Origin of the sequence: Kitasatospora sp. MAA19 (genome assembly GCF_029894125.1) — a bacterium.
GTDB lineage: Bacteria > Actinomycetota > Actinomycetes > Streptomycetales > Streptomycetaceae > Kitasatospora.
The window spans coordinates 153,395-173,183 of sequence record NZ_JARXYZ010000012.1; the positions used below are offsets into that span (position 1 = coordinate 153,395).

Below are 19,789 nucleotides of genomic sequence, written 5' to 3' on the forward strand. Positions count from 1 at the left end.
TCGGCCGACCGCGTCGAGCAGGAGCCTCGCGGCCGTCGTCGTGGTGCCCGCTCCGCCGTGGTGCACGACGGCGGCCACCCGGCAGACCGGCACCAGCGGTACGCCGACACCGGCCAGCCGCTGCGCGAAGTCCTCGTCCGGCGGCGCGCACACCCGAACCTCCGTGCCGAGCTCGCGCAACCGCGCCGCGAGCCCCACCAGCGGTTCGACGTCCCCGCGCGATCCGTACGTCGACAACAGCACACGCATTCAGTGACTTCCATTTCCGCGGATTCCGGCCTGGGCCGATGATTCTGCGCCACCACCAGGGCCTTGCCGCAAGCCCCCCCGTGCGCTATACGTTAGGAGTGGCCAGGAGAGGGTTTTCCTTCTGTGCCCTTCTCGTCCGGTGTCACGGACAACCTCCTCGCGAAGCGGCGCCGCGCCGCACGGTCTCGTCGGTACCGTCGGAGCACGGCGACGGCGTCGCCGGACACAGGGCAACGCGCGGGCCCCGGCCGGGGTTTCGGCCGGGGCCCGCGCGATGTTCCGGGGATCAGGCCCGTATGGTGAGCCAGGCGCCGAGGCCGTTGCAGCCGCGGGCGTCATAGGTGGTGCTGCGGTAGCCGGCCGGGATCGGCGAGTACGGGCAGGTCCAGATGCCGTTGCGGACCAGCTCGTGGAACCAGGCGCCGACACCGCTGCAGCCCTGGGGGTTGTAGTTCGTCAGGACGTATCCGGAGACGATCGGCGAGCCCGAACAGGTCCACAGTCGGTCCTGGGCGGGTGCCTGGAACCAGGAACCGTGTCCGTTGCAGCCGCCGCTGTTGAACATGGTGATGACGTACCCCGGGGGCACGGGCGTGCCGGGGCAGGTCCATCCGCCCACCGAGGCCGCCGCCGCGGGCGCGGCCGGGGCGGCGGTGGCTGTTCCGGCCGCCGTGCCGGTGAGGGCGGCCGCGAACAGCGCGACCGTCGCGACCGTCCGGACGAGTCGGCTGAGCAGGGCCTTTGCGCGGGTGGCAGGCCGTAGGTGACGCAGGGTCACGGTCACGGGGCACCGATCCGATCGGTAGGTCCTCGGCTGTCGGGTCGGCCGAGGGGGGCGTAACAGCGGGGACGCGTCGCACCCTAGTGGGCGCGGGCAGTGCTCGGGTGGGATGTTCCGACGACCGTGACCGGAACGCGATCCGGTCCCGCCCGGGCGGGAGGGACGACGCCGGAGAGATGACGAAAGGCTGACGTATCGGGGCCGGGCCTCGTCCTCCCGGCTCCGGACTGGTGCAATCGGGGTGTGGACGGAACAGACGAAGAAGGCCGGGGCACGCCGGTGGGGCGGCGGGTGGTGCTCGGGCTGCTCGGGCTCGGCGCGGTCGGGGTCGCGGCCGGGCCGTACCTGCAGCGGGTCGAGTCGGGGCTGGCCGAGCGGGATCCGAGCGGGCTGAGCGGGCTGCTGCCGGGGAACAACGGGTTCCGGTACTACTCGGTGGTCTCCTCGGTCCCGGCGCGGGATGCGAACAGCTACACGCTCACGGTGGACGGCCTGGTGGACCGCCCGACGACGCACCGCCTGGCGGACCTGCAGGCGATGCCGCAGCGGCGGCTGGTGCGGGACGTGCAGTGCGTCACCGGATGGCGGGTGCCGAACACCCCGTTCGAGGGGGTGCCGCTCGCCCATCTGCTGGACTCCGCCGGGGTGCGGCCGGGCGCCACGGCCGTCCGGTTCAGTTGCTTCGACGGCGAGTACACCGAGAGCCTCACCCTCGACCAGGCCCGGCGCGATGACGTGCTGGTCGCGCTCAGGATGCAGGACGACCCGATCTCCCACACCCATGGCGGCCCGGTGCGGCTGTACGTCGCGCCGATGTACTTCTACAAGTCCGCCAAGTGGCTCTCCGGGATCACCGTGACCGGCTCGGTGGAGCCGGGCTACTGGGAACGCAACGGGTACGACGTCGACGCCTGGGTCGGCCGGTCGAACGGACGTGGCGATGCGCCGACGAGCTGAACTCCGCCACCGCTTCACCCTCGCCGAGCGCTGGGTGCACCGGACGACCGCCGTGCTGATGGGCGTCTGCCTGGCCACGGCCGCCTGCCTCTACCTCGCGCCGCTCGCCGAACTGGTCGGCGACCGGCCGCTGGTGGTGACGGTGCACGTGTGGTGCGGCCTGGCACTGCCCGTGCCGCTGCTGCTCGGGCTCGCCTCGCGGGCGCTGCGGGCGGACGCCGCCCGGCTGAGCCGCTTCACCCCGGCGGACCGGCAGTGGCTGCGCGCGGTCCGGACGAGATCGACGGGCCGGCCGGTGGGCAAGTTCAACGCCGGGCAGAAGCTGTACGCGCAGTGGACGCTCGGGACGATGCTGGTGATCGTCGGCACCGGGCTGCTCATGTGGCTGACCGGCCTCACCCCGCCCGCCTGGCGGGTCGGGGCGACCTTCGTGCACGACTGGCTGGCCGCCGGCATCGCCGTGGTGGTGGTCGGGCACGTCCGGATGGCCTGGCGGGACCCGGAGGCGCGGCTCGGGATGCGGACCGGGTGGGTGGATCGCCGGTGGGCCGAGCGCGAGCACCCGCAGTGGCGGTCGATGGGCCCGGAGTAGGGGGTGGGCCGGATGTCTTGTCGCAGCCCGGGGCATGTGGCAGGCTCGGCCGGGACGCCTCGAAGGGTGCCGCCGGGGCACCCCTGACCGTGGGGCCAAGAGGCGGTTGGGCGACAGCCGCACGCGTGGTGCACGATCGGCATCCTGCAAGGCTCCTTGGACCCCGGCCCAACTTCATTCTGCGCCTGGGCTGTCGGGCCTCGCCGGGGCCGTGCCGCGGGCTCCTGGGCGCCCGCGCCTCACCTTGTGCACATCGGTGGGTGCTTCGTTTTGTGTGCCTCACCGCTGGTGCTTCACCGTTGGTGCTTCACCGCTTGCGCATCGCGAGGAAGTGGCGGCCGTGCGAGGTCCAGCGCTCCGCCTCGACCAGTCCGGCGGCGGCGCGGGCCCGCCGCAGGGCGGCGGCCGTACCGAGCCGGGCCCAGGGGAAGCGCGCCCCTAGCCGGCCGTCCGGGCCCTCGACCTGGACGGTGACCCGCTCGTCCAGCTCCACCGGCTCCACCTCGACCAGCAACAGCCCGTCCGGCGCGATGAGTTCGGCGCCCCGCCGGAGCAGTGCGTCCGGGTCGCCGCCGATGCCGAGGTTGCCGTCGGCGAGCAGCGCGGCGCCCCAGCGGCCTTCGGCGGGCAGCCGGTCGAAGACCGAGCGGCAGAGCGCCGGACCGCCCAGCCGGACCGTGCGGGCGACGGCCGCCCTGGTCACGTCGACGCCCAGGGCCGGGACGCCGAGGGCGACCAGCGCGGCGACCAGCCGTCCGGGGCCGCAGCCGAGGTCGAGGACGGGCGCGGCCAGGCGGGTGCAGCGCAGCAGCAGGCTGTGGTCCGCGCCGGCCGCCGGGGCGCACCAGCGTTCGATGTCCAGCCGATGCCGGTGGCCGTCCGCGCGGCGCAGCCAGAGCGGGCCGTGCCCGGTGCGGACGGCCTCGGCATAGGGATCCCGGTCCCCCCAGCCGGAGGCCGGGCGGGGGTCGCCGACCCGGGGTGCGGTGATCGTCAACTCGCCACCTCCGGGCTGAGGTCGAGGTGCCTCAGTTGTGCGGCGAAGCGGCTGCCCGGCGCCTCGGCGGCGACTCGGTGGGCGTCCTCGATGGTGTCCACGTCGGTGAGCGGTGGAAGGTGACGGATCGTCAAGTTCGCTGCGGTGAGGCGTTCGAGGAGGGCCGCACCGGTCCCCGGGGTGGACATCGGCACGCCGTGCAACAGGTGCGCGGCCAGGTCGGCCGTCGGCCGGGCCAGGCCCAGGGCCCAGAAGCCGCCGTCCGCCGCCGGGCCGTACCAGGCGTCCACGCCCGCCCGCCGGGCGGCCGACAGCGGTTCGGCCAGGGCGGCGGCGCTCAGCTGCGGGGTGTCCATCCCGACCAGCAGCGCCGGTACGTCCGGGGCCACCCGGGCCGCGTGGGCGAAGGCGGCGGCCAGCCGTTCGTCCAGCCCGCCGCCGCTCTGCGCGACGACCTCCCAGCCGGCGGGCGGCCGATCGGCCGGTTCGCCCTCCAGGACGAGCAGGCGGCGCCCGGCCGGCATCGTGCCCAGGGTGTGCAGGGTGTCGGCGAGGGCGGCCGCGGCCAGGGCGGCGGCCTGTTCGGGCGTGCAGGGCGGGGTGAGCCGGGTCTTCACCCGGCCGGGGACGGGCGCCTTGGCGATCACCAGCAGGGTCGGCGGGGGCGCGGCCAGCACGGTCCGCATGTCGCGGACGGCCTGGCGGGTGCCGCGCAGGGTGCCGGTGACCTTGGAGCGGCCCGCGCGCGGCAGGTAGTCGACGGGCGTCTCGGCGATCCGCAGACCGGCGGCCGAGGCCGCCAGGACCATCTCCAGCGGGTAGCCGGAGCGCCGGTCGCCGAGGCCCAGGGCCAGCAGGTGCTCCCGGCGGGCGGCCCGCATCGGGCCGAGGTCGTGCAGGGCCGCGCCGGTGCGGGCGCGCAGCCGGCGGGCCAGGACGGTGTTGGCGAGGCGGGCGTGCAGCGGCCAGGCCCCGGCGGTGGCCGGGCGGCGGCGTCCGAGCACCAAGTCGGCGGCGCCGGCCTGCACCGGGCCGGTGACCCGGGGGAGTTGGGCGGGGTCGAGGGAACCGTCGCAGTCCAGGAAGCAGACCAGGTCGGCGGTGGCGGCGCGCAGCCCGGCGTGGCAGGCGGCGCCGAACCCGCGCCGGGGCTCCTCGACCACGGTCGCGCCCAGGGAGCGGGCGAGGTCGGCGGAGCCGTCCCGGGAGCCGTTGTCGACGACGATCGCCCGCCAGCCGTCCGGGATCCGCCCCAGCACCCAGGGCAGCGCGGCGGCCTCGTCGAGGCAGGGCAGCACGACGTCGACGGCTGCAACGGTGGAGGTGGGTGAGGTCACGCGGGCCACGCTAACCGCGGCCGGGCGGCCTGCGGTGGCGACGCAGCCTTACGGAAGTCGGACGTCGCGGCGGCTGACCCGTCCGGCGGATCACGGTCTGTCGGAGCGGGCCCGGCGGAGCGGGCCCGGCGGATGTTACGGAACTCGAACGCGCGCCCGTCCGGTCCGCACCCGCCGCCGCGACCTCCTATCCTCGGCGAGGTGAACGACACCCCGCACATCCTGGTGGTCGACGACGACCCGACCGTCTCCGAGGTCGTCGCCGGCTACCTCGCCCGCGCCGGGTACCACGTGGACCGGGCCGCCGACGGCGCGCGCGGACTCGACCTCGCCGAGCGCACCCGCCCCGACCTGCTGGTCCTGGACCTCATGCTGCCCGGACTGGACGGCCTGGAGGTGCTGCGCCGGCTGCGGGCCTCCGCCGAGGGCGCCGCGCTGCCGGTGGTGCTGCTCACCGCCAAGGGCGACGAGGCGGACCGGATCCTCGGCCTGGAGCTGGGTGCGGACGACTACGTCACCAAGCCGTTCAGCCCGCGCGAGCTGGTGCTGCGGGTGCAGTCGGTGCTGCGCCGCGCCCGGGCCGGGGCGGCCATGATGGCGGGCGGCGCGGCGGACGGCACGGCGGCGGGCGGGGCGTTGCGCTCGGGGGACGTCACGCTCGACCCGAAGGCCCGCCGGGCCCACCGGGGTGGGCGTGAACTCGCCCTCACCCTCAGGGAATTCGACCTGTTGGCATTCCTGCTCCGGCATCCCGGCACGGTGTTCTCCCGGCAGGACCTGATGCAGCGGGTCTGGGGCTGGGACTTCGGTGACCTCTCCACCGTCACCGTCCACGTGCGGCGGCTGCGCGAGAAGATCGAGGACGACCCGGCCGCGCCCGCCCTGATCAGCACCGTCTGGGGCGTCGGCTACCGCTACGACCCGACCCGCCCGCAGGGCGGTGCGGCGTGAAGGACCTGTTGCTGATCGCCCTGTTCGCCGCCCTCGGCGCGGGCGGGGCGGGCCTGCTCGGCTGGGCGGCGATCCGGCTGCTGCGCCGCCGTTCGGTCGCCCTGTCGCTGTTCTGCGTGGCGGCCGTGACCGTCCTCGCGGTGACCTCCGGGACGTTCGCGGTGGCGCAGGCGATGTTCCTGTCCACCCACGACCTCGGTGTGGTCATCACGGTGCTCGGCATGGCCGCGGTCGTCTCGCTGGTCACCGCCGCGCTGCTCGGCCGCCAGGTGGTGGCCGGCAGCCGGGCGCTGGCCGAGGCGGCCCGGACGGTCGGCAGCGACGCCGGGTTCACCGCGCCGGTCCACCCGCTCGGCGCCGAACTGGCGTCGCTGAGCGAGGAGTTGGCCGCCACCAGCGCCAGGCTGGCGGAGTCCCGGGCGCGTGAGCAGGCCCTGGAACACTCCCGCCGGGAGCTGATCGCGTGGATCTCGCACGACCTGCGCACCCCGTTGGCCGGTCTACGGGCGATGGCCGAGGCGCTGGAGGACGGAGTCGCCGAGGAGCCCGAGCGCTACCTGGTGCGGATCCGCGCCGAGGTCGAGCGGCTGACCGGGATGGTGGACGACCTGTTCGAGCTCTCCCGGATCCAGGCCGGGGCGCTCTCCCTCTCGCTCACCCGGGTGTCGGTGTACGACCTGGTGGATGACGCGTTGGCCGGGGCGTACCCGCTGGCCAGGCGGCGTGGCGTCCGGCTGGAGGGGCGGCAGGTGGCGGCGGAGCCGGTGGAAGTGGACAGCCAGGAGATCACCCGGGTGCTCGGCAACCTGCTGGTCAACGCGATCCGCTCGACCCCCGAGGACGGCGTGGTGGCGGTGGCCGCCCGGCGGGAGGCGGACGAGGTGGTGCTGTCGGTGACCGACGGCTGCGGCGGCATTCCGGACCAGGACCTGCCCCGGGTGTTCGAGACCGGCTGGCGCGGCGGCTCCGCCCGCACCCCGCGCCGCGACGACGGCCGGGCGGCCGGCGAGCCGGGGGAGAACGGCGCCGGGCTCGGGCTGGCCATCGTGCGCGGCATCGTCGAGGCGCACGCCGGGCGGGCCCGGGTGCACAACGTCGACGGGGGCTGCTGCTTCGAGATCACCCTGCCGGCGCCTCGGGCCGAGGCCCGCTAGGTGTTCTGTCCCGTGGGGTCGGGGATGCGGCCGGCGGGTGGGTGGCCTCTGGGTGCGGTGTGTCCGGCCTACTCGGCCACGGCCGCGCGCAGCCGCTTCTTGTCCGGCTTGCCGACCGACGTCAGCGGGATCTCGGCCACCAGGTGCAGGGCCTCCGGTGCGTAGATCCGCCCCTTGCGGGCCGTGACGAACGCCTGGATGTCCGCCAGCTCGGGCTGCTGCCCCGGAGCGGGAACGACGGCGACGTGGACGTGCTCCGCCTCCTGCGCGTCGCGGACGCCGAAGACCGCGCAGCGGGCGATCGCCGGGTGGGTGAAAAGCAGGTCCTCCACCTCGGAGGGGTAGACGTGCCCGCCGACCACGATGATCAGGTCCTTGACCCGGTCGGACAGGTAGAGGTAGCCGTCCGCGTCGAGGTGGCCGACGTCGCCGGTGTGCAGCCAGCCGTCGCGCAGCACCTCGGCGGTCAGGTCGGGCCGCTTCCAGTAGCCGGCCATGAGGCCGGCCGAGCGGATGTGGACCGCGCCCTGTTCTCCGGCGGGCAGCGCGGTGCCGTCCTCGGCGCGGATCTCCACCTCGACACCCGGGAAGGGGCGGCCGACCGGGACCTGGCCGCCCTGGGCGATCCGGTCGTGCTCCTCCGGGCTGAGGAGGGAGATGAGCTGGGCCTCGGACATCCCGTAGACGCCCACCAGGACCGGCCCGAACACCTTGAGCGCCTCCCGGATCCGGGTCGGCGAGGCGGCGCAGCCCCCGTACCAGATCTGCCGCAGGCTGGACAGGTCGGTGCGGCCGATCGCCGGGTGGTCGAGCAGCTGGTAGAGCAGCGGTGGCAGTACCCAGAGGGCGGTGATCCGCTCGCGCTCGACGGCGGCCAGGACCTCGCCGGGGTCGAAGGTGCGCTGGAGGACCACCGTGCCGCCGTGGTGGAGCGTCAGGTCGGAGAAGATCCCGGCGAGGTGGGCGAGCGAGGTGGCGGCGAGGAAGCGGGGCGGCTCGTCGGTGCTGCCGCCGCGGCCGAACGGGACGTCGAAGACGCCGCGGTAGGTGCCGTGCCGGCTGACGATGCCCTTCGGGATTCCGGTGGTGCCGCCGGTGTGGCGGATGCCGAGGTCGTCGTCCGGGCCGATCCGGACGGCGGGCGGTTCGGCGGGGCGGTGCGCGGCGGCGGCGATCACGTCCTCGCCGACGGCCGCCGGGCCGGGGCCGAGGCGGAGGACCGTCGGCACGTCGATCAGGGGCAGCAACTCGGCGGCTCCGGCGAACCGTTCGGCGTCCACGAGGAGAACGGTGGTGTCGACGCTCGCCACGATCTCGGCCAGGACCGGGGTGCTCATGCCCTCGTACAGGTTGACCACCCGCGCACCTGCGAGGCCCGCCGCGTAGCGGGCGCTCAGCGCCTCGGCGGTGTTGCCGGTGAGCAGGGTGACGGTGTCCCCGCGGGTGACGCCCCGGGCGATGAGCTCGTGGGCGAGACGGTAGCTCGCGGCGGCGAAGTCGCCGGCGGTGATCTCGACGCCGTCGGGGGTGATGACGGCCGGTCGGCCGGGGTCGGCGGAGAGGGACCGGAGGATCAGGGCGGGTGTGCTGACGAATTCCTGGTCGTTCACGGCCACTTCTTCCTTGTAGTCTGCAACCATATCGACAGGCTAACCCCATCCTCCGCTCTCCACCGGGGAGTTCCGGCCAGATCGGACGGAGCGTCAGTCGTGGTGCCCGACCCGCATCGGAACGGCGGCGAACTCGGCCATCCCGGTGTGGAACGGCACCCGCGGGCGCCAGCCGAGTTCGACGCGCAGCCGGGAGGAGTCGGCGGTGACGTGCCGGACGTCGCCCAGGCGGTACTCGCCGGTCACCAGCGGCGCCGGGCCGCCGTACGCCGCCGCCAGCGCCTCGGCCATCTCGCCGACCGTCCGGACCTCGCCGCTGCCCACGTTGTAGGTGCGGGAGCCGCCCGGCGGGCAGGCGTCGAGGGCGGTCAGGGCGGCCAGGTTGGCGGCGGCGACGTCCTCGACGTGGACGAAGTCGCGGCGCTGGCCGCCGTCCTCGAACACCCGGGGGGCCTCGCCCCGGGCCAGCGCCGAGCGGAACAGCGAGGCGACCCCCGCGTACGGGGTGTCGCGCGGCATGCCCGGGCCGTACACGTTGTGATAGCGGAGCGTCAGGACGGTGCCCTGGCAGGCGCGGGCCCAGGCGGACGCCAGGTGCTCCTGGGCGAGTTTGGTGGCCGCGTACACGTTGCGCGGATCGGCCGGGGCGTCCTCGGTGACCAGGTGGGGGCTCAGGGCGTGGCCGCACACCGGGCAGGGTGGCTCGAAACGGCCGGCGTCCAGGTCGGCCGGGCGGCGCGGGCCCGGGGCGACGTCGCCGTGCGCCGGGCAGCGGTAGCGGCCCTCCCCGTACACCACCATCGAGCCGGCCAGGGCGAGTCGGCGGACGCCGGTGCGGGCCATGGCGGCGAGCAGGACGGCGGTGCCGAGGTCGTTGCAGCCGGCGTAGGCGGGGGCGTCGTCCAGGTCGAGCCCGAGGCCGACCATCGCCGCCTGGTGGCAGACCGCGTCCACCCCGGCGAGCGCCCGCCGTACGGCCTCGGCGTCGCGGACGTCCCCGTGCCGGAAGGCGACGCCGGCGGGCAGGTCGGGCGCCCGCCCGGAGGGGTGGACGGCGGGCAGCAGCGCGTCCAGCACTCGAACCCCGTGCCCGGCCGCGACCAGCGCGCGGACCACGGCCGACCCGATGAACCCGGCGCCGCCGGTGACCAGAATCTCCATGCCGCCGACGCTAGCCGCGCCCGGGCCCGGTACGGGTGCAGGTGGGCGGAGCGTCAGGGTTCGGTAATCCGTCCGGGCCAGTACGATCGCCTCGCCCAAGCCGGGACAGCGTTCAACTTCCGTTCGCCGAACACACCTTCGCCGGTGGCCCGGCCGCCCGGTGCGACTGGCACTCTCCAGGGCGTTTCTCGGAGCCCAGGAGGCGGCAGTGTCACATCCCTCGCGTAGAACGGTCCTTCGGACGGGTACGGCGGCCGGTGCGCTCGCCGCGCTGCCCGGGTCCACCCTGTTGTGGACGCAGCCGGCGCTGGCCGGCACCCCCGGCCCGGAGCAGATCCACCTGCAGTGGGGCAACGAGCCGTCCCGGGAGATGACGGTCTCCTGGGCGACGGCGGGCAGTGTGCGCCGTCCCCGGGTCCGGGTCGGCACCCCGCGCGGTGGCGCCGGGCACACCGTGGACGCCGCGACCCGCAGCTACGTCGACGGGCTCAACAAGGTCGAGACGTACACCCACCACGTCCGCCTGGACGGCCTGCGGCCGGACACCACGTACGTGTACGAGGTGCTGCACGACGGCGCCGACGCGGTGCGCGGCACCTTCCGCACCGCGCCCCCGCGCGGCCGGGCCGCGTTCCGTTTCACCAGCTTCGGCGACCTGGGCACCGGCGACAACGTGTTCAGCAAGTCCTCGATCCACGGTGCCGCCGCCGTCCGCCAGGTGGAGCAGTTCGCTCCGCTGTTCCACCTGCTCAACGGCGACCTCGCGTACGCCAACAACAACCCGCAGCGCCAGCCGCAGTGTTGGAACGCCTTCATGAACAACCTCGCCACGTCGGCCGCCCACCGCCCGTGGATGCCCGCGCCCGGCAACCACGAGGTCGAGGCCGGCGGCGGGGACCTCGGGTACGCCTCCTACCTGACCCGCTTCGAGCTGCCCGACAACGGGACGCGCGACTACTGCGGCAACTGGTACGGCTTCCAGGTCGGTTCGGTGCTCTTCGTGAGCCTGGACGGCAACGAGATCGCGGTCGAGGACGACGCCAGCCTCGACCCGGCCACCGGCCGGTCGATCTACCTCAGCGACTACAGCGAGGGCGCCCAACTCCGCTGGCTGGAACGCACCCTGTCGCGTGCCCGGCGCGGCGGCGAAGTCGATTGGATCGTCGTCAACCTGCACCAGTTCGCGATGTCCTCCTCCGCCGCCAGTCACGGCGGTGACATGGGCATCCGGGAGAAGCTGCTGCCGCTGCTCGACCGCTACTCCGTGGACCTCGTCCTGGCCGGCCACGACCACGACTACGAGCGCACCCACCCCGTCCGCGGCACCGAACCGGGCGGGCTGCTCACCCCGGCCGTCGCCGACGACGACCTGCGGCAGATCGACACCTCGCAGGGCACCGTCCACCTGATCCTCGGTGGCGGCGGCACCGCCGGGCACGACGACGTCTACCTGCCCGCCGACGCGGACGGCGTCCGCCAGGCCTCCGTCCGCACCCAGCGGCTCACCTTCAAAGCCGACCCGGACGCCAAGGAGAAGGCCCACTGGTCCGCGGTCACCGACCCCGACACCGACTTCCCGTACGGCGTCGCGGTCTTCGACGTCGACCCGGGCCACGTCCCCGGCGGCCGCACCACCATCACGGTCAGCTACTACCACTCGCCCTCCGCGACCGCCGCCAACCCCGTCCCGACCCCGGTGCTGTACGACCGCTTCACCCTCTACCGCGACCGCAGCGACGGCTGGGGCGACGACCAGGGCGAGAACGAGAACGAGGATGCCGAGGTGGCGGCCGGCCGCCGGTAATCCGCTCTTTCGGGGCCCGCCGCGCCGGTTGCGCGGCGGGCCCCTGCACGTGCGGGCGCGCTCAGGCGCGGTGGGGGAGGAGTCGGCCGAGGTGGTGGTGCAGGACGGTGGTCGCCTCCTCGGTCAGGCGCCCCGCCGACCGTGCGAGCGTCGACGGAGGGCCACACTGATCGCTCGATCATGCGGGGCGCTTCCGCCGGCGCGATCTCCTGGAGCCAGACCGGCCGATTGTCGAGGCGGCCCTCGTCCGGACCGGCGAGGCGGCCGCGGGGCTGTCCGGGGGTCGAGCCGTTGGCGACGCCGGGTCGGCGCCGGGCTGGGCTGTCCGTGCGACGGGTGGACCGCTCGGCGCGCGGGCCACCGGCGGGGCGGTTAGCGTCGGCCGCAACACGTCCGCAGCCCCGGGAGGTCGGCAGTGCAGCGGTGGATCATAGCGACGGCTCTCACCTCGGCCCTCAGCGGCCTCACGGCGCCCGCCCTGGCCGCCGATCCCGGACCGGATCCCGGCCCGGCCCCGGAAACGGCCTCGGCGCCCGTCACGGCCATCGCCCTCGGTGAGGTCCGGATCGACCCGAAGCTCCCCGGCCGGGTCCGGGTGAACGTCGGCTACCTCTGCGGGGTCGCCGACGAGTCCCGGTCGCTCACCGTCTCGGTGGAGCAGCGGGACCCGGAGGACTCCTCCAGCGTCGCCTTCGGTTCCAGCCGGACGGCCGAGGCGGACGTGATCTGCGACGGCGCGCAGCAGGAGCGCCAACTCGTCGTCCAGTCCAAGACGGTCAACTGGATCCCGGGCGCCGACGCCGTGCTGATCGCCACGGTCGCCAACCTCGGCGCCACCCCGCCCGCCTCGTCGGACGCCCGGCGGGTACCGCTCACCGTCTCCTGACGCCCCCGCCGGCCCGGGCCGTGGCCCGGGTCACCCCCCTGACCTCCCGATCCCACAGGTGAACGGGGCTGCTCCTGTGCGCTCTCATGTTCTACAGTTCTGTAGAACTGGGTGAAGAGTGAACGGGGGCATCTCATGGACAGGCCGCTTCGACTGCCGCAGCAGGATCGGGCCGACTTCGAGACGGAGTTGGGTAGGGCGCTGGCCGGGCCGCGGGTACTGGCGGCGTTGCGGGCGGCGGGGGACGAGGGGCGGGGGGTGGAGCGGTTGCGGCGGTGCGCGCGGGAGAACGCGGAGTTCGTGCTGGCGGCGGCCGCGCCGGAGTACGAGCGGTACGTGGCCGTGCGGGCGGATCAGGATGCGGTGGCGCGGTTGCCGGTGGACGAGCCGGGGCGGGAGCGGGTGTCGGGCTGGTGGGGCGTGGTGGGGGTGATCGTGCCGATCGTCGCCGGGGCGGCGGCCGCGATCTTCCTGCTGCTGGGGTACGTGCTGGGGCTGGCGGAGGACGTGGACGTGCTGGGGCACGCGCTGGTCGGCGCCGGGTGGGTGGCGGCCGGGGTGGCGGCGGTGAGTCTGCTGGTGGGCGGGCTGGGGCTGCTCGGGGCGGCGTCTCGGTCGCGGTCCGCGGAGGCCGGCGGGGAGGCCGTCGTGGGGGAGTTGGGGCTGGCGCGGGACGCCTGGCGGTCGGCGCTGGCGGAGCGCGGCCTGGTGCCGTTCCTGCTGGCGCAGGCGGGCGCCGGCCGGAGAGTTTGACGGCGCCCTCGGCGGCCGGAGTCCCAAGGCGGGGTTGAAGCGGGTAAGGAGCCGTTAAAATCCCCGCCCGGTCGTGGAGTTGGCGGGCCGGCGGTGGCCGCGCCGGTTCGGGGGCGATCGGGCCGGGTGGGGGTGGGCGCGGTGGCGTGCCGGGGTGTGGCCGCGCGGCGTGTCGGCGGGCGGGTGGCGCTGTCGCGCGTCGCGCAGGGGGCCTTGTGCGCGACGGTCGGTGAAATATCATATGGCGCATTGCACAGCGGTCCGGGGTGAGAACCGGTTCCCCGTCCTCCCGCCGCAGTCCTGTTGACGATCAGTCAGCTCCGTGCGCGTGCCGCAACGCGCATCCCCTCCCCCCCACGTCACGAGAGACGGAACCCGACCCGTGATCAGATTCCGATCCCGCCTGTTCCAACGCGGCCGACGGACCGCCCTGGTGGCGCTCGCCGCCGCCCTGGCCGGCGCCGCGCTCAGCAGCCCGCTGTCCGCCGTGGCCGACCCCCATGCGCCGGAGACCGCCACCGTGGCCGTCCAGCCGGGCACCCCGAAGACCGTCACCACCCCGCAGAAGTCCGGCCCGCACCGGGCCAAGGCCGCCAGGACGGGGCCGGCCGCCAGCGCGAACGCCGGCGCCGGGAAGACCCCCCAGCTGGTGGACGGTGCCGACCCGGGCACCGGCAAGGACGGCGACGGCTCGGTCGCCAACGAGTACGACCTCCAGGTCACCTACAAGGGCGGCCAGGAGTCGACCGGCGTGGTGATCGGCGCGCCCAAGGTCTACCTGGTCCTGTGGGGCTCCCAGTGGGGCACCCCCTCGACGAACTCGACCGGCGACATCGTGGCGTCCGGCGACCCGGACCAGGCCGCCCCGTACCAGCAGGACTTCTTCAAGGCTCTCGGCAGCGCCGGCGACAACTGGAGTGCCGTCCTGACCCAGTACTGCGAGGGCATCGCCGCCGGCGGCATCCAGTGCCCGGCCGGGTCCGCGCACATCCCTTACCCGCAGGCGGGGAGCGTGCTCGCGGGTGTCTGGGTGGACAACGCCGCCCCCGCGCCGCAGGCCGCGACCGAGCCGCAGATCGGGGCCGAGGCGCTGGCCGCCGCCAAGCACTTCGGCAACCTGACCGAGGCGCAGAACCGCAACGTCCAGTACGTCATCGACTCGCCGCAGGGCACCGATCCGGACAAGTGGAAGGAACTGGGCTACTGCGCCTGGCACGACTTCCAGCGCTCGCCGTACGGCCAACTCGCCTACACCAACATGCCGTACCTGACGGACGTGGCCGGCTGCGGCACCAACTGGTTCCATGAGAACACCCCGCGCGGCCGGCTGGACGGCTACGGGATCATCGGCGGCCACGAGTACGCGGAGACGGTGACCGACCCGAACACCCCGGGCGGTTGGACCGACGCCACCGGTCAGGAGATCGGCGACAAGTGCGCCTGGATCCCGTACGGCGCCAACGGCGGGCTGTTCTTCGAGAACCTGTCGACGGGCAGTTTCCCGTTGCAGACCCTGTGGTCCAACGCCGACCACCTGTGCGTGGGTTCCGACCCGGTGGTGGCCAGTCCGCCGGTCTCCCTGAGCACGATGTGCGACCGGGTGGACCCGGCCGCGCGGCCGATGTCGATCCCGGCGGTCGGCGTGTCCAGCAGCGGTTCGGCCCTCACCTACAGCGCCAACGGGCTGCCGCAGGGCCTGTCCATCGACGCGCACAGCGGGGTGATCTCCGGCGCCGCCGCCGCGACCAACGGCTACCAGCGGATCACCGTGACGGCGACGGACGGCGCGGGCAAGACCGCCTCCACCGGCTTCTGGGAGAACGTCGGCGCCACCGGTCAGCCGGGCTGCGGTGCGATCGAGCAGCTCACGAACCCCGGCTTCGAGAACGGTTCGGCGAACGTCAACCACACGGTGATGACGGACTCCTGGAGCCCGTCGGGGTACAACATCGTCACCCCGTCGAGCCTGCACGCGGCGCACTCGGGCACCTGGTACGCCTGGCTCGGCCAGGACGCCGGGACGGACGACTCCGTCACCACCTACCTGAACACCTACCCGGGCTACGGGTCGGCGAGCTTCTCCTTCTGGCTGGACGTCGAGTCGACCAACACCTCCGCCACCGCGCCCGACACGCTGTCGCTGGTGGCGATCAACCAGTACACCGGGCAGCCGATCGGCACGGTGAAGACCTGGACCAGTCAGAACCCGACCAGCGGCTACCAGTACCAGTCGGTGGACCTCAGCCCGGTCATCGGGCAGGTCGGCTGGGGCACCACCATCGGCCTCAAGCTCGTCTCCCACGAGGCCGGTACGACCCCGACCACCGCGTTCCTGATCGACGACGCCTCGGCCCGCGAGAGCTGACCATCCGCACGATCACCGGCCCCGGCACCGCAGCGCGCGGTGCCGGGGCCGGCGCCGGGTCAGCCGCCGGCCTGGTGGCCCGGTCGGGTGGCGGCGCGTGCGCGGGCGGCGTCGACGAGGAGGTGGGCGGCGTCCAGGGGGATGGCGAGTCGGCGGGCGATCCACGGGGCCGGGCGGCCGGCCCGGGCGAGCATCCAGGCGGAGTACAGCTGGCCCAACTGCGGTGCCTGGTGGGCGAGGAGGAGTGGGCGGACGGCGTCCATCGGGAAGTCCGCCAGGGCGCGGGCGCTGTACTCGCGGCCGTTGGGGCCGGGCGGGGGTAACGGGAGCGGGCGGCGGGTGTCGAGCCAGCGGCCGAGGAGGACCGCGCCGACCGCCAGCAGGCCGGAGCCGGAGGCCCCGATCAGGACGGCGTTGATGACCGGGCGGTCCTCCTCCTCGGCCAGGCCGAGGGCGAGCTCCTCGGCGACGAGGAGGGCGAGGACGGTGAGCAGCACCGCGGCCTCGGCGGGGCGCGGGTAGGGCCGGGACGTCGTCATGGGGTACCTCTTCCTCGGCGGGGGGCGCCGGGGTGGGTGAAGGGGACGCGGACGGCGGTGGCGGCAGGGCCGACGGGACTGACGTGGCGTCAGAAAGCCTGAGTGACGGGTGTGTTCACCGTCTGCCGGAGGCGGACCGGGGCATGCGGGAGCGGAGGTGGGGGAGGGTGCGGCCCGGACTGCTGCTGTCCATCTGTCTCGCCTCCTTCCGGTCGGGCGCACCGTGCCGGTGCGTTCGTCGACGGGGCAAGGGGGGGCTCGTCCTCGGATCTCGGGACAGCATAGCCCGGCCCCTAAGGCAACTTCGACACGCTTGTCGAAGTTGGCGCGGACAGGCGCGGGCGAGACGCGGGCCAGACGCGGACACGCGCGGGCAGGACGCGGGCACCAGGTGAGGGAGCCGGCCCCGCCGCTGGACGATCGACCAGGTCGGGGCGGGCGCGCCTGGTGTGCGGACCCACTCGCGCCCGGCCCGCCGCCGCGGCTTCAATCGCCGTACCGAAGGAACGATTCCGGCCGGGCGATGGAGCGACATGGATCTGAACACGGTGGCCGAGATGCGCGACGCCCGCCGGGGCGGCACCTGGCGGCCCGGGGACGCCTGGCTCGGCGGTGGCACGTACCTGTTCTCCGAGCCGCAGCCGCACATCCGCCGACTGATCGACCTCGGCCGGATGGGCTGGGAACCGCTGACCCCGACCCCCGACGGAGACCTGGAGATCGCCGCGACCTGTACGGTCGCCCAGCTCTCGCGCTTCCCCAAGCCCGCCGCCTGGGCGGCGGCGGCGCTGTTCGAGCAGTGCTGCCGGGCGTTCCTCGCGTCCTGGAAGATCTGGAACATGGCCACCGTGGGCGGCAACCTCTGCAACGGCCTGCCCGCCGGTCCGATGATCTCGCTGACCGCCGCCCTGGACGGCGTCTGCCTGTTGCGCGCCCCGTCGGGGGAGCAACGCCGGGTCCCGGTCGTCGAGTTCGTCGCCGGCGCCGGCGTCAAGGACCTGCGGCCGGGCGAACTGCTGCGCTCGATCACCCTGCCGGCCCGCGCCCTGGCGGCCCGGACGGCGTTCCGCCAGGCCTCGCTGTACGGGCTGGGCCGCTCCGGCGCCCTGCTGATCGGCACCCTCGACCCGGTGGACGGCTCGCTGACCATCACCGTCACCGCCGCCACCGTCCGCCCGATCCGGTTCTGGTTCCCGCCGGGGCCTTTCGGGGCTACGGGCTCGGGCAGGTCACCTTCGCGGTGGAGTCGGCGATGGACGAACTGGCCCGCCGGCTGGGGATCGACCCGCTGGAGTTCCGGGAGCGCAACGTCATCGGCCCCGGCGAGCACATGCTCAGCCCCGGTGGCGAGGAGGAGGACCTGCAGATCGCCAGCTACGGCCTCGACCAGTGCCTCCAGGTGGTCCGCGACGCGCTCGCGAACGACCGCAGCGCGGCGGACGCCCCCGCGGGCTGGCTGGTCGGGCAGGGCTTCGCGATGGCGATGATCGCCACCGGCCCGCCGGGCGGGCACTTCGCCGACGTCACCGTCGCCCTGCTGGAGGACGGCGGCTACGACGTCGCCGTCGGCACGGCCGAGTTCGGCAACGGGACGACCACCGTGCACCAGCAGATCACCGCGGGCGCACTCGGCACGACCGTCGACCGGATCGCGATCCGCCAGTCCGACACCGACGTGGTCCGGCACGACACCGGCGCCTTCGGCTCGGCGGGCACGGTGGTCTCGGGCAAGGCGGTGATGCGGGCCGCGAACGCGCTCGCCGAGCGGCTGACCGCCTTCGCCGCCGAGTACGCGCGGGCCCCGCGCAGCCTGGTCCGGCTCGGCGCCGAGGCCGTCGACTGCGACGGGCGGAGCGTCCCGCTGAAGGAGCTGTACGCGGCGGCGCGCGAACGCGGCGTCGACCTCGCGGGCACCGGGCACTGGGGCGGCTCGCCGCGCTCGGTGGCGTTCAACTCGCAGTGGTTCCGCCTCGCCGTCGACCCGGACACCGGGGAGATCCGGATCCTGCGCAGCGTGCACGGCGCGGACGCCGGGCGGGTGATGAACCCGATGCAGTGCCGCGGGCAGGTCGAGGGCGGCGTCGCCCAGGCGCTCGGCGCGACGCTGTTCGAACGGGTGCTGCTGGACGACCGGGGCGAGGTCACCACGGCCGCGTTCCGCCGCTACCGCCTCCCCGCGTACGCCGACGTCCCGCGCACCGAGGTGCACTTCTCGACCACCTCGGACGCGATCGGCCCGCTCGGCGCCAAGTCGATGAGCGAGAGCCCGTTCAACCCGGTCGCCCCCGCCTTCGCCAACGCCCTGCGCGACGCCACCGGCATCCGCTTCACCGACCCGCCGTTCCTGCGCGACCAGGTCTGGCAGGCCCTCGCCGACCGGCGGGAATGACGCTCCGCCCGTGGATGGCTACCCTGGGTACGGGGCGCGCCGGCCCCGGCCGGTGGTCCACAGTGGTAGGGGAGGCCGGGACGGATGGGACTCACCAGTCACAAGCTGTTGGCGCTCGTGGGGCTGCTCGCGGTGTTCACGGTGCTCGGCACACTCTGGGTCTGGCCCCGGCTGGCCGTCCGCAGCTGGCCCGCGATGTTCCTGCGGCTCGGCACCATCGCCCTCACCCAGCTCGCCCTGCTGGCCACCCTCGGGCTCGCCGTCAACGACTACTTCGTGTTCTACAGCAGCTGGGCGGACCTGCTGGGCCACAACCACGGCAGGGCCGTGATCCAGGGCGGTCCGGCCACGCCGGGCGTGGGCGCCACCGGTACCCCGGGCGCTTCCGGCACCCCGGGCGGACCGGCGCCCGGCGTGCAGGTGCTCGGGACGGCCGAGGTCACCGGCACGGGGTCGGAGAGCCGCGACCCGGCCCGGATCGGCCGGATCGACCGGGTCCGCATCCCCGGCCCGAGCACCGGCCTGTCCACGGACGGGTACGTCTATCTGCCGCCGCAGTACTTCCAGCCGGGGTTCGAGGGCCGGCGCTTCCCCGCCGTCATCGTCATGACGGGCTTTCCCGGAGACGCCACGAACCTGGTCACCAAGCTGCGCTACCCGGCCACCGAGCTCGATCTCCTCCGGAACGGGACGATGAAACCGGCCGTCCTGGTGCTGATGCGGCCCTCCCCGTCGATGCCCCGGGACAGCGAGTGCGAGGACATCCCGAACGGCCCGCAGGCGCAGACCTACTTCACCACCGATGTGCCGCAGGACATCCGGGCCTCGTACCGGGTCTCGACCGGGCCGAACAGCCTCGGGGCGATCGGCGACTCCACCGGCGGCTACTGCGCGTTGAAGCTCGGCATGGTGCACCCGCAGGTCTACTCGGCGGTGGTGTCACTGTCCGGCTACTTCAAGGCGGCGGAGGACATCACCACGGGTGACCTCTTCGGCGGCAGCCAGCAGCGCCGCGACGAGGCGGACCTCAACTGGCGGCTCGCCCACCTGCCCGCCCCCGCGGTGGCGGTGCTGCTCGCCGACAGCAAGGAGGACGGCAGTACCTACGCCGACTCGAAGGCCTTCGCCGCCGCCGCGCGCCCTCCGCTGACCGTCGCGCAGGCCACCGTCGATGCCGGCGGCCACAACTTCACCACCTGGAACCGGCTGATCCCGCCCTCGCTCGGCTGGCTGAGCTCGCACCTGGCCGATCCGGCCTGACCGC

General features: G+C 74.3%; 16 protein-coding genes and 3 pseudogenes. 11 read left to right on the forward strand and 8 right to left on the reverse strand.

Going from position 1 to position 19,789, the window contains the following annotated elements:
* Positions 1-84 precede the first annotated feature (84 nt).
* Positions 85-249 (reverse strand): annotated as a pseudogene (locus P3T27_RS20165) (glycosyltransferase); the annotation flags it as partial.
* Between the two features lie 286 nt (positions 250-535).
* Positions 536-1,033 (reverse strand): hypothetical protein, encoded by a 498-nt coding sequence (locus P3T27_RS20170; protein ID WP_280680474.1) that lies wholly within the window; start codon positions 1,031-1,033, stop codon positions 536-538.
* Positions 1,034-1,273: 240 nt separating this feature from the next.
* Here P3T27_RS20170 and P3T27_RS20175 point away from each other — a divergent pair, with 240 nt between their 5' ends.
* Both P3T27_RS20175 and P3T27_RS20180 read left to right on the forward strand, forming a co-directional pair.
* A complete protein-coding gene (locus tag P3T27_RS20175) occupies positions 1,274-1,987 on the forward strand; it encodes a molybdopterin-dependent oxidoreductase (RefSeq protein ID WP_280680475.1) in 714 nt (237 codons plus the stop codon).
* Positions 1,971-2,579: a cytochrome b/b6 domain-containing protein gene (locus P3T27_RS20180; protein WP_280680476.1), complete on the forward strand. Its 609-nt coding sequence runs from the start codon at positions 1,971-1,973 to the stop codon at positions 2,577-2,579. Before P3T27_RS20175 ends, P3T27_RS20180 begins: the two co-directional genes overlap by 17 nt.
* Before the next feature lie 307 nt (positions 2,580-2,886).
* On the opposite strand, the gene P3T27_RS20185 is transcribed toward P3T27_RS20180, so the two are convergent.
* From P3T27_RS20185 to P3T27_RS20195, 3 genes and pseudogenes are all read right to left on the reverse strand, one after another.
* A complete protein-coding gene (locus tag P3T27_RS20185) occupies positions 2,887-3,576 on the reverse strand; it encodes a class I SAM-dependent methyltransferase (RefSeq protein WP_280680477.1) in 690 nt (229 codons plus the stop codon).
* Positions 3,573-4,262 carry a DUF2064 domain-containing protein gene (locus P3T27_RS20190; RefSeq protein WP_348534115.1) on the reverse strand — a complete coding sequence of 230 codons (690 nt, stop codon included), beginning with the start codon at positions 4,260-4,262 and terminating at the stop codon, positions 3,573-3,575. The genes P3T27_RS20185 and P3T27_RS20190 overlap by 4 nt, the downstream gene beginning before the upstream one ends.
* A pseudogene (locus P3T27_RS20195) lies at positions 4,236-4,913 on the reverse strand (glycosyltransferase family 2 protein); the annotation flags it as partial. The gene P3T27_RS20190 and the pseudogene P3T27_RS20195, both read right to left, overlap by 27 nt.
* Positions 4,914-5,114: 201 nt before the next feature.
* Between P3T27_RS20195 and P3T27_RS20200 the strand changes: the two are divergent.
* Positions 5,115-5,864, forward strand: a complete 750-nt coding sequence (locus tag P3T27_RS20200; RefSeq protein ID WP_280680478.1) for a response regulator transcription factor — start codon at positions 5,115-5,117, stop codon at positions 5,862-5,864.
* The gene (locus P3T27_RS20205; protein ID WP_280680479.1) at positions 5,861-7,018 is read left to right on the forward strand and encodes a HAMP domain-containing sensor histidine kinase; all 1,158 of its coding nucleotides are present in this window, start codon (positions 5,861-5,863) and stop codon (positions 7,016-7,018) included. The genes P3T27_RS20200 and P3T27_RS20205 overlap by 4 nt, the downstream gene beginning before the upstream one ends.
* A gap of 68 nt (positions 7,019-7,086) precedes the next feature.
* Here the strand turns inward: P3T27_RS20205 and P3T27_RS20210 are convergent, their stop codons facing one another.
* On the reverse strand, positions 7,087-8,658 hold the full coding sequence (locus tag P3T27_RS20210; RefSeq protein ID WP_280680480.1) for an AMP-binding protein: 1,572 nt from the start codon (positions 8,656-8,658) through the stop codon (positions 7,087-7,089).
* Positions 8,659-8,721: 63 nt separating this feature from the next.
* Positions 8,722-9,789, reverse strand: coding sequence for an NAD-dependent epimerase/dehydratase family protein (locus tag P3T27_RS20215; RefSeq protein WP_280680481.1), 1,068 nt, complete (start codon positions 9,787-9,789; stop codon positions 8,722-8,724).
* 289 nt (positions 9,790-10,078) lie between these two features.
* On the opposite strand from P3T27_RS20215, the gene P3T27_RS20220 reads away from it, so the two are divergent.
* The 4 genes from P3T27_RS20220 (at position 10,079) to P3T27_RS20235 (ending at position 15,597) form a co-directional block, all read left to right on the forward strand.
* A complete protein-coding gene (locus P3T27_RS20220; protein WP_280680482.1) occupies positions 10,079-11,593 on the forward strand; it encodes a metallophosphoesterase family protein in 1,515 nt (504 codons plus the stop codon).
* Between the two features lie 415 nt (positions 11,594-12,008).
* Complete coding sequence (locus P3T27_RS20225) at positions 12,009-12,479, forward strand: hypothetical protein (protein ID WP_280680483.1); 471 nt, start codon at positions 12,009-12,011, stop codon at positions 12,477-12,479.
* Between the two features lie 135 nt (positions 12,480-12,614).
* A complete protein-coding gene (locus P3T27_RS20230; protein ID WP_280680484.1) occupies positions 12,615-13,232 on the forward strand; it encodes a hypothetical protein in 618 nt (205 codons plus the stop codon).
* A gap of 382 nt (positions 13,233-13,614) precedes the next feature.
* Positions 13,615-15,597 carry a putative Ig domain-containing protein gene (locus P3T27_RS20235; protein ID WP_280680485.1) on the forward strand — a complete coding sequence of 661 codons (1,983 nt, stop codon included), beginning with the start codon at positions 13,615-13,617 and terminating at the stop codon, positions 15,595-15,597.
* Positions 15,598-15,656: 59 nt separating this feature from the next.
* Here the strand turns inward: P3T27_RS20235 and P3T27_RS20240 are convergent, their stop codons facing one another.
* Complete coding sequence (locus P3T27_RS20240; protein WP_280680486.1) at positions 15,657-16,136, reverse strand: hypothetical protein; 480 nt, start codon at positions 16,134-16,136, stop codon at positions 15,657-15,659.
* 533 nt (positions 16,137-16,669) lie between these two features.
* Here P3T27_RS20240 and P3T27_RS20245 point away from each other — a divergent pair.
* The 3 genes and pseudogenes from P3T27_RS20245 to P3T27_RS20255 all read left to right on the forward strand — a co-directional run.
* Positions 16,670-17,332 (forward strand): annotated as a pseudogene (locus tag P3T27_RS20245) (FAD binding domain-containing protein); the annotation flags it as partial.
* Positions 17,333-17,397: 65 nt separating this feature from the next.
* Complete coding sequence (locus tag P3T27_RS20250; protein WP_348534116.1) at positions 17,398-18,525, forward strand: molybdopterin cofactor-binding domain-containing protein; 1,128 nt, start codon at positions 17,398-17,400, stop codon at positions 18,523-18,525.
* Between the two features lie 84 nt (positions 18,526-18,609).
* Entirely contained in the window at positions 18,610-19,785 is a 1,176-nt protein-coding gene (locus P3T27_RS20255) for an alpha/beta hydrolase-fold protein (protein ID WP_280680488.1), read from the forward strand.
* Positions 19,786-19,789 lie beyond the last annotated feature (4 nt).

Bases quoted from the DNA above. Each gene is read 5' to 3' on its own strand.
- P3T27_RS20210 (WP_280680480.1), bottom strand. From the start codon at position 8,658: ATGGTTGCAGACTACAAGGAAGAAGTGGCCGTGAACGACCAGGAATTC.
- P3T27_RS20230 (WP_280680484.1), top strand. From the start codon at position 12,615: ATGGACAGGCCGCTTCGACTGCCGCAGCAGGATCGGGCCGACTTCGAG.
- P3T27_RS20255 (WP_280680488.1), top strand. From the start codon at position 18,610: ATGGGACTCACCAGTCACAAGCTGTTGGCGCTCGTGGGGCTGCTCGCG.
- P3T27_RS20180 (WP_280680476.1), top strand. From the start codon at position 1,971: ATGCGCCGACGAGCTGAACTCCGCCACCGCTTCACCCTCGCCGAGCGC.
- P3T27_RS20240 (WP_280680486.1), bottom strand. From the start codon at position 16,136: ATGACGACGTCCCGGCCCTACCCGCGCCCCGCCGAGGCCGCGGTGCTG.
- P3T27_RS20190 (WP_348534115.1), bottom strand. From the start codon at position 4,262: ATGCGGACCGTGCTGGCCGCGCCCCCGCCGACCCTGCTGGTGATCGCC.
- P3T27_RS20215 (WP_280680481.1), bottom strand. From the start codon at position 9,789: ATGGAGATTCTGGTCACCGGCGGCGCCGGGTTCATCGGGTCGGCCGTG.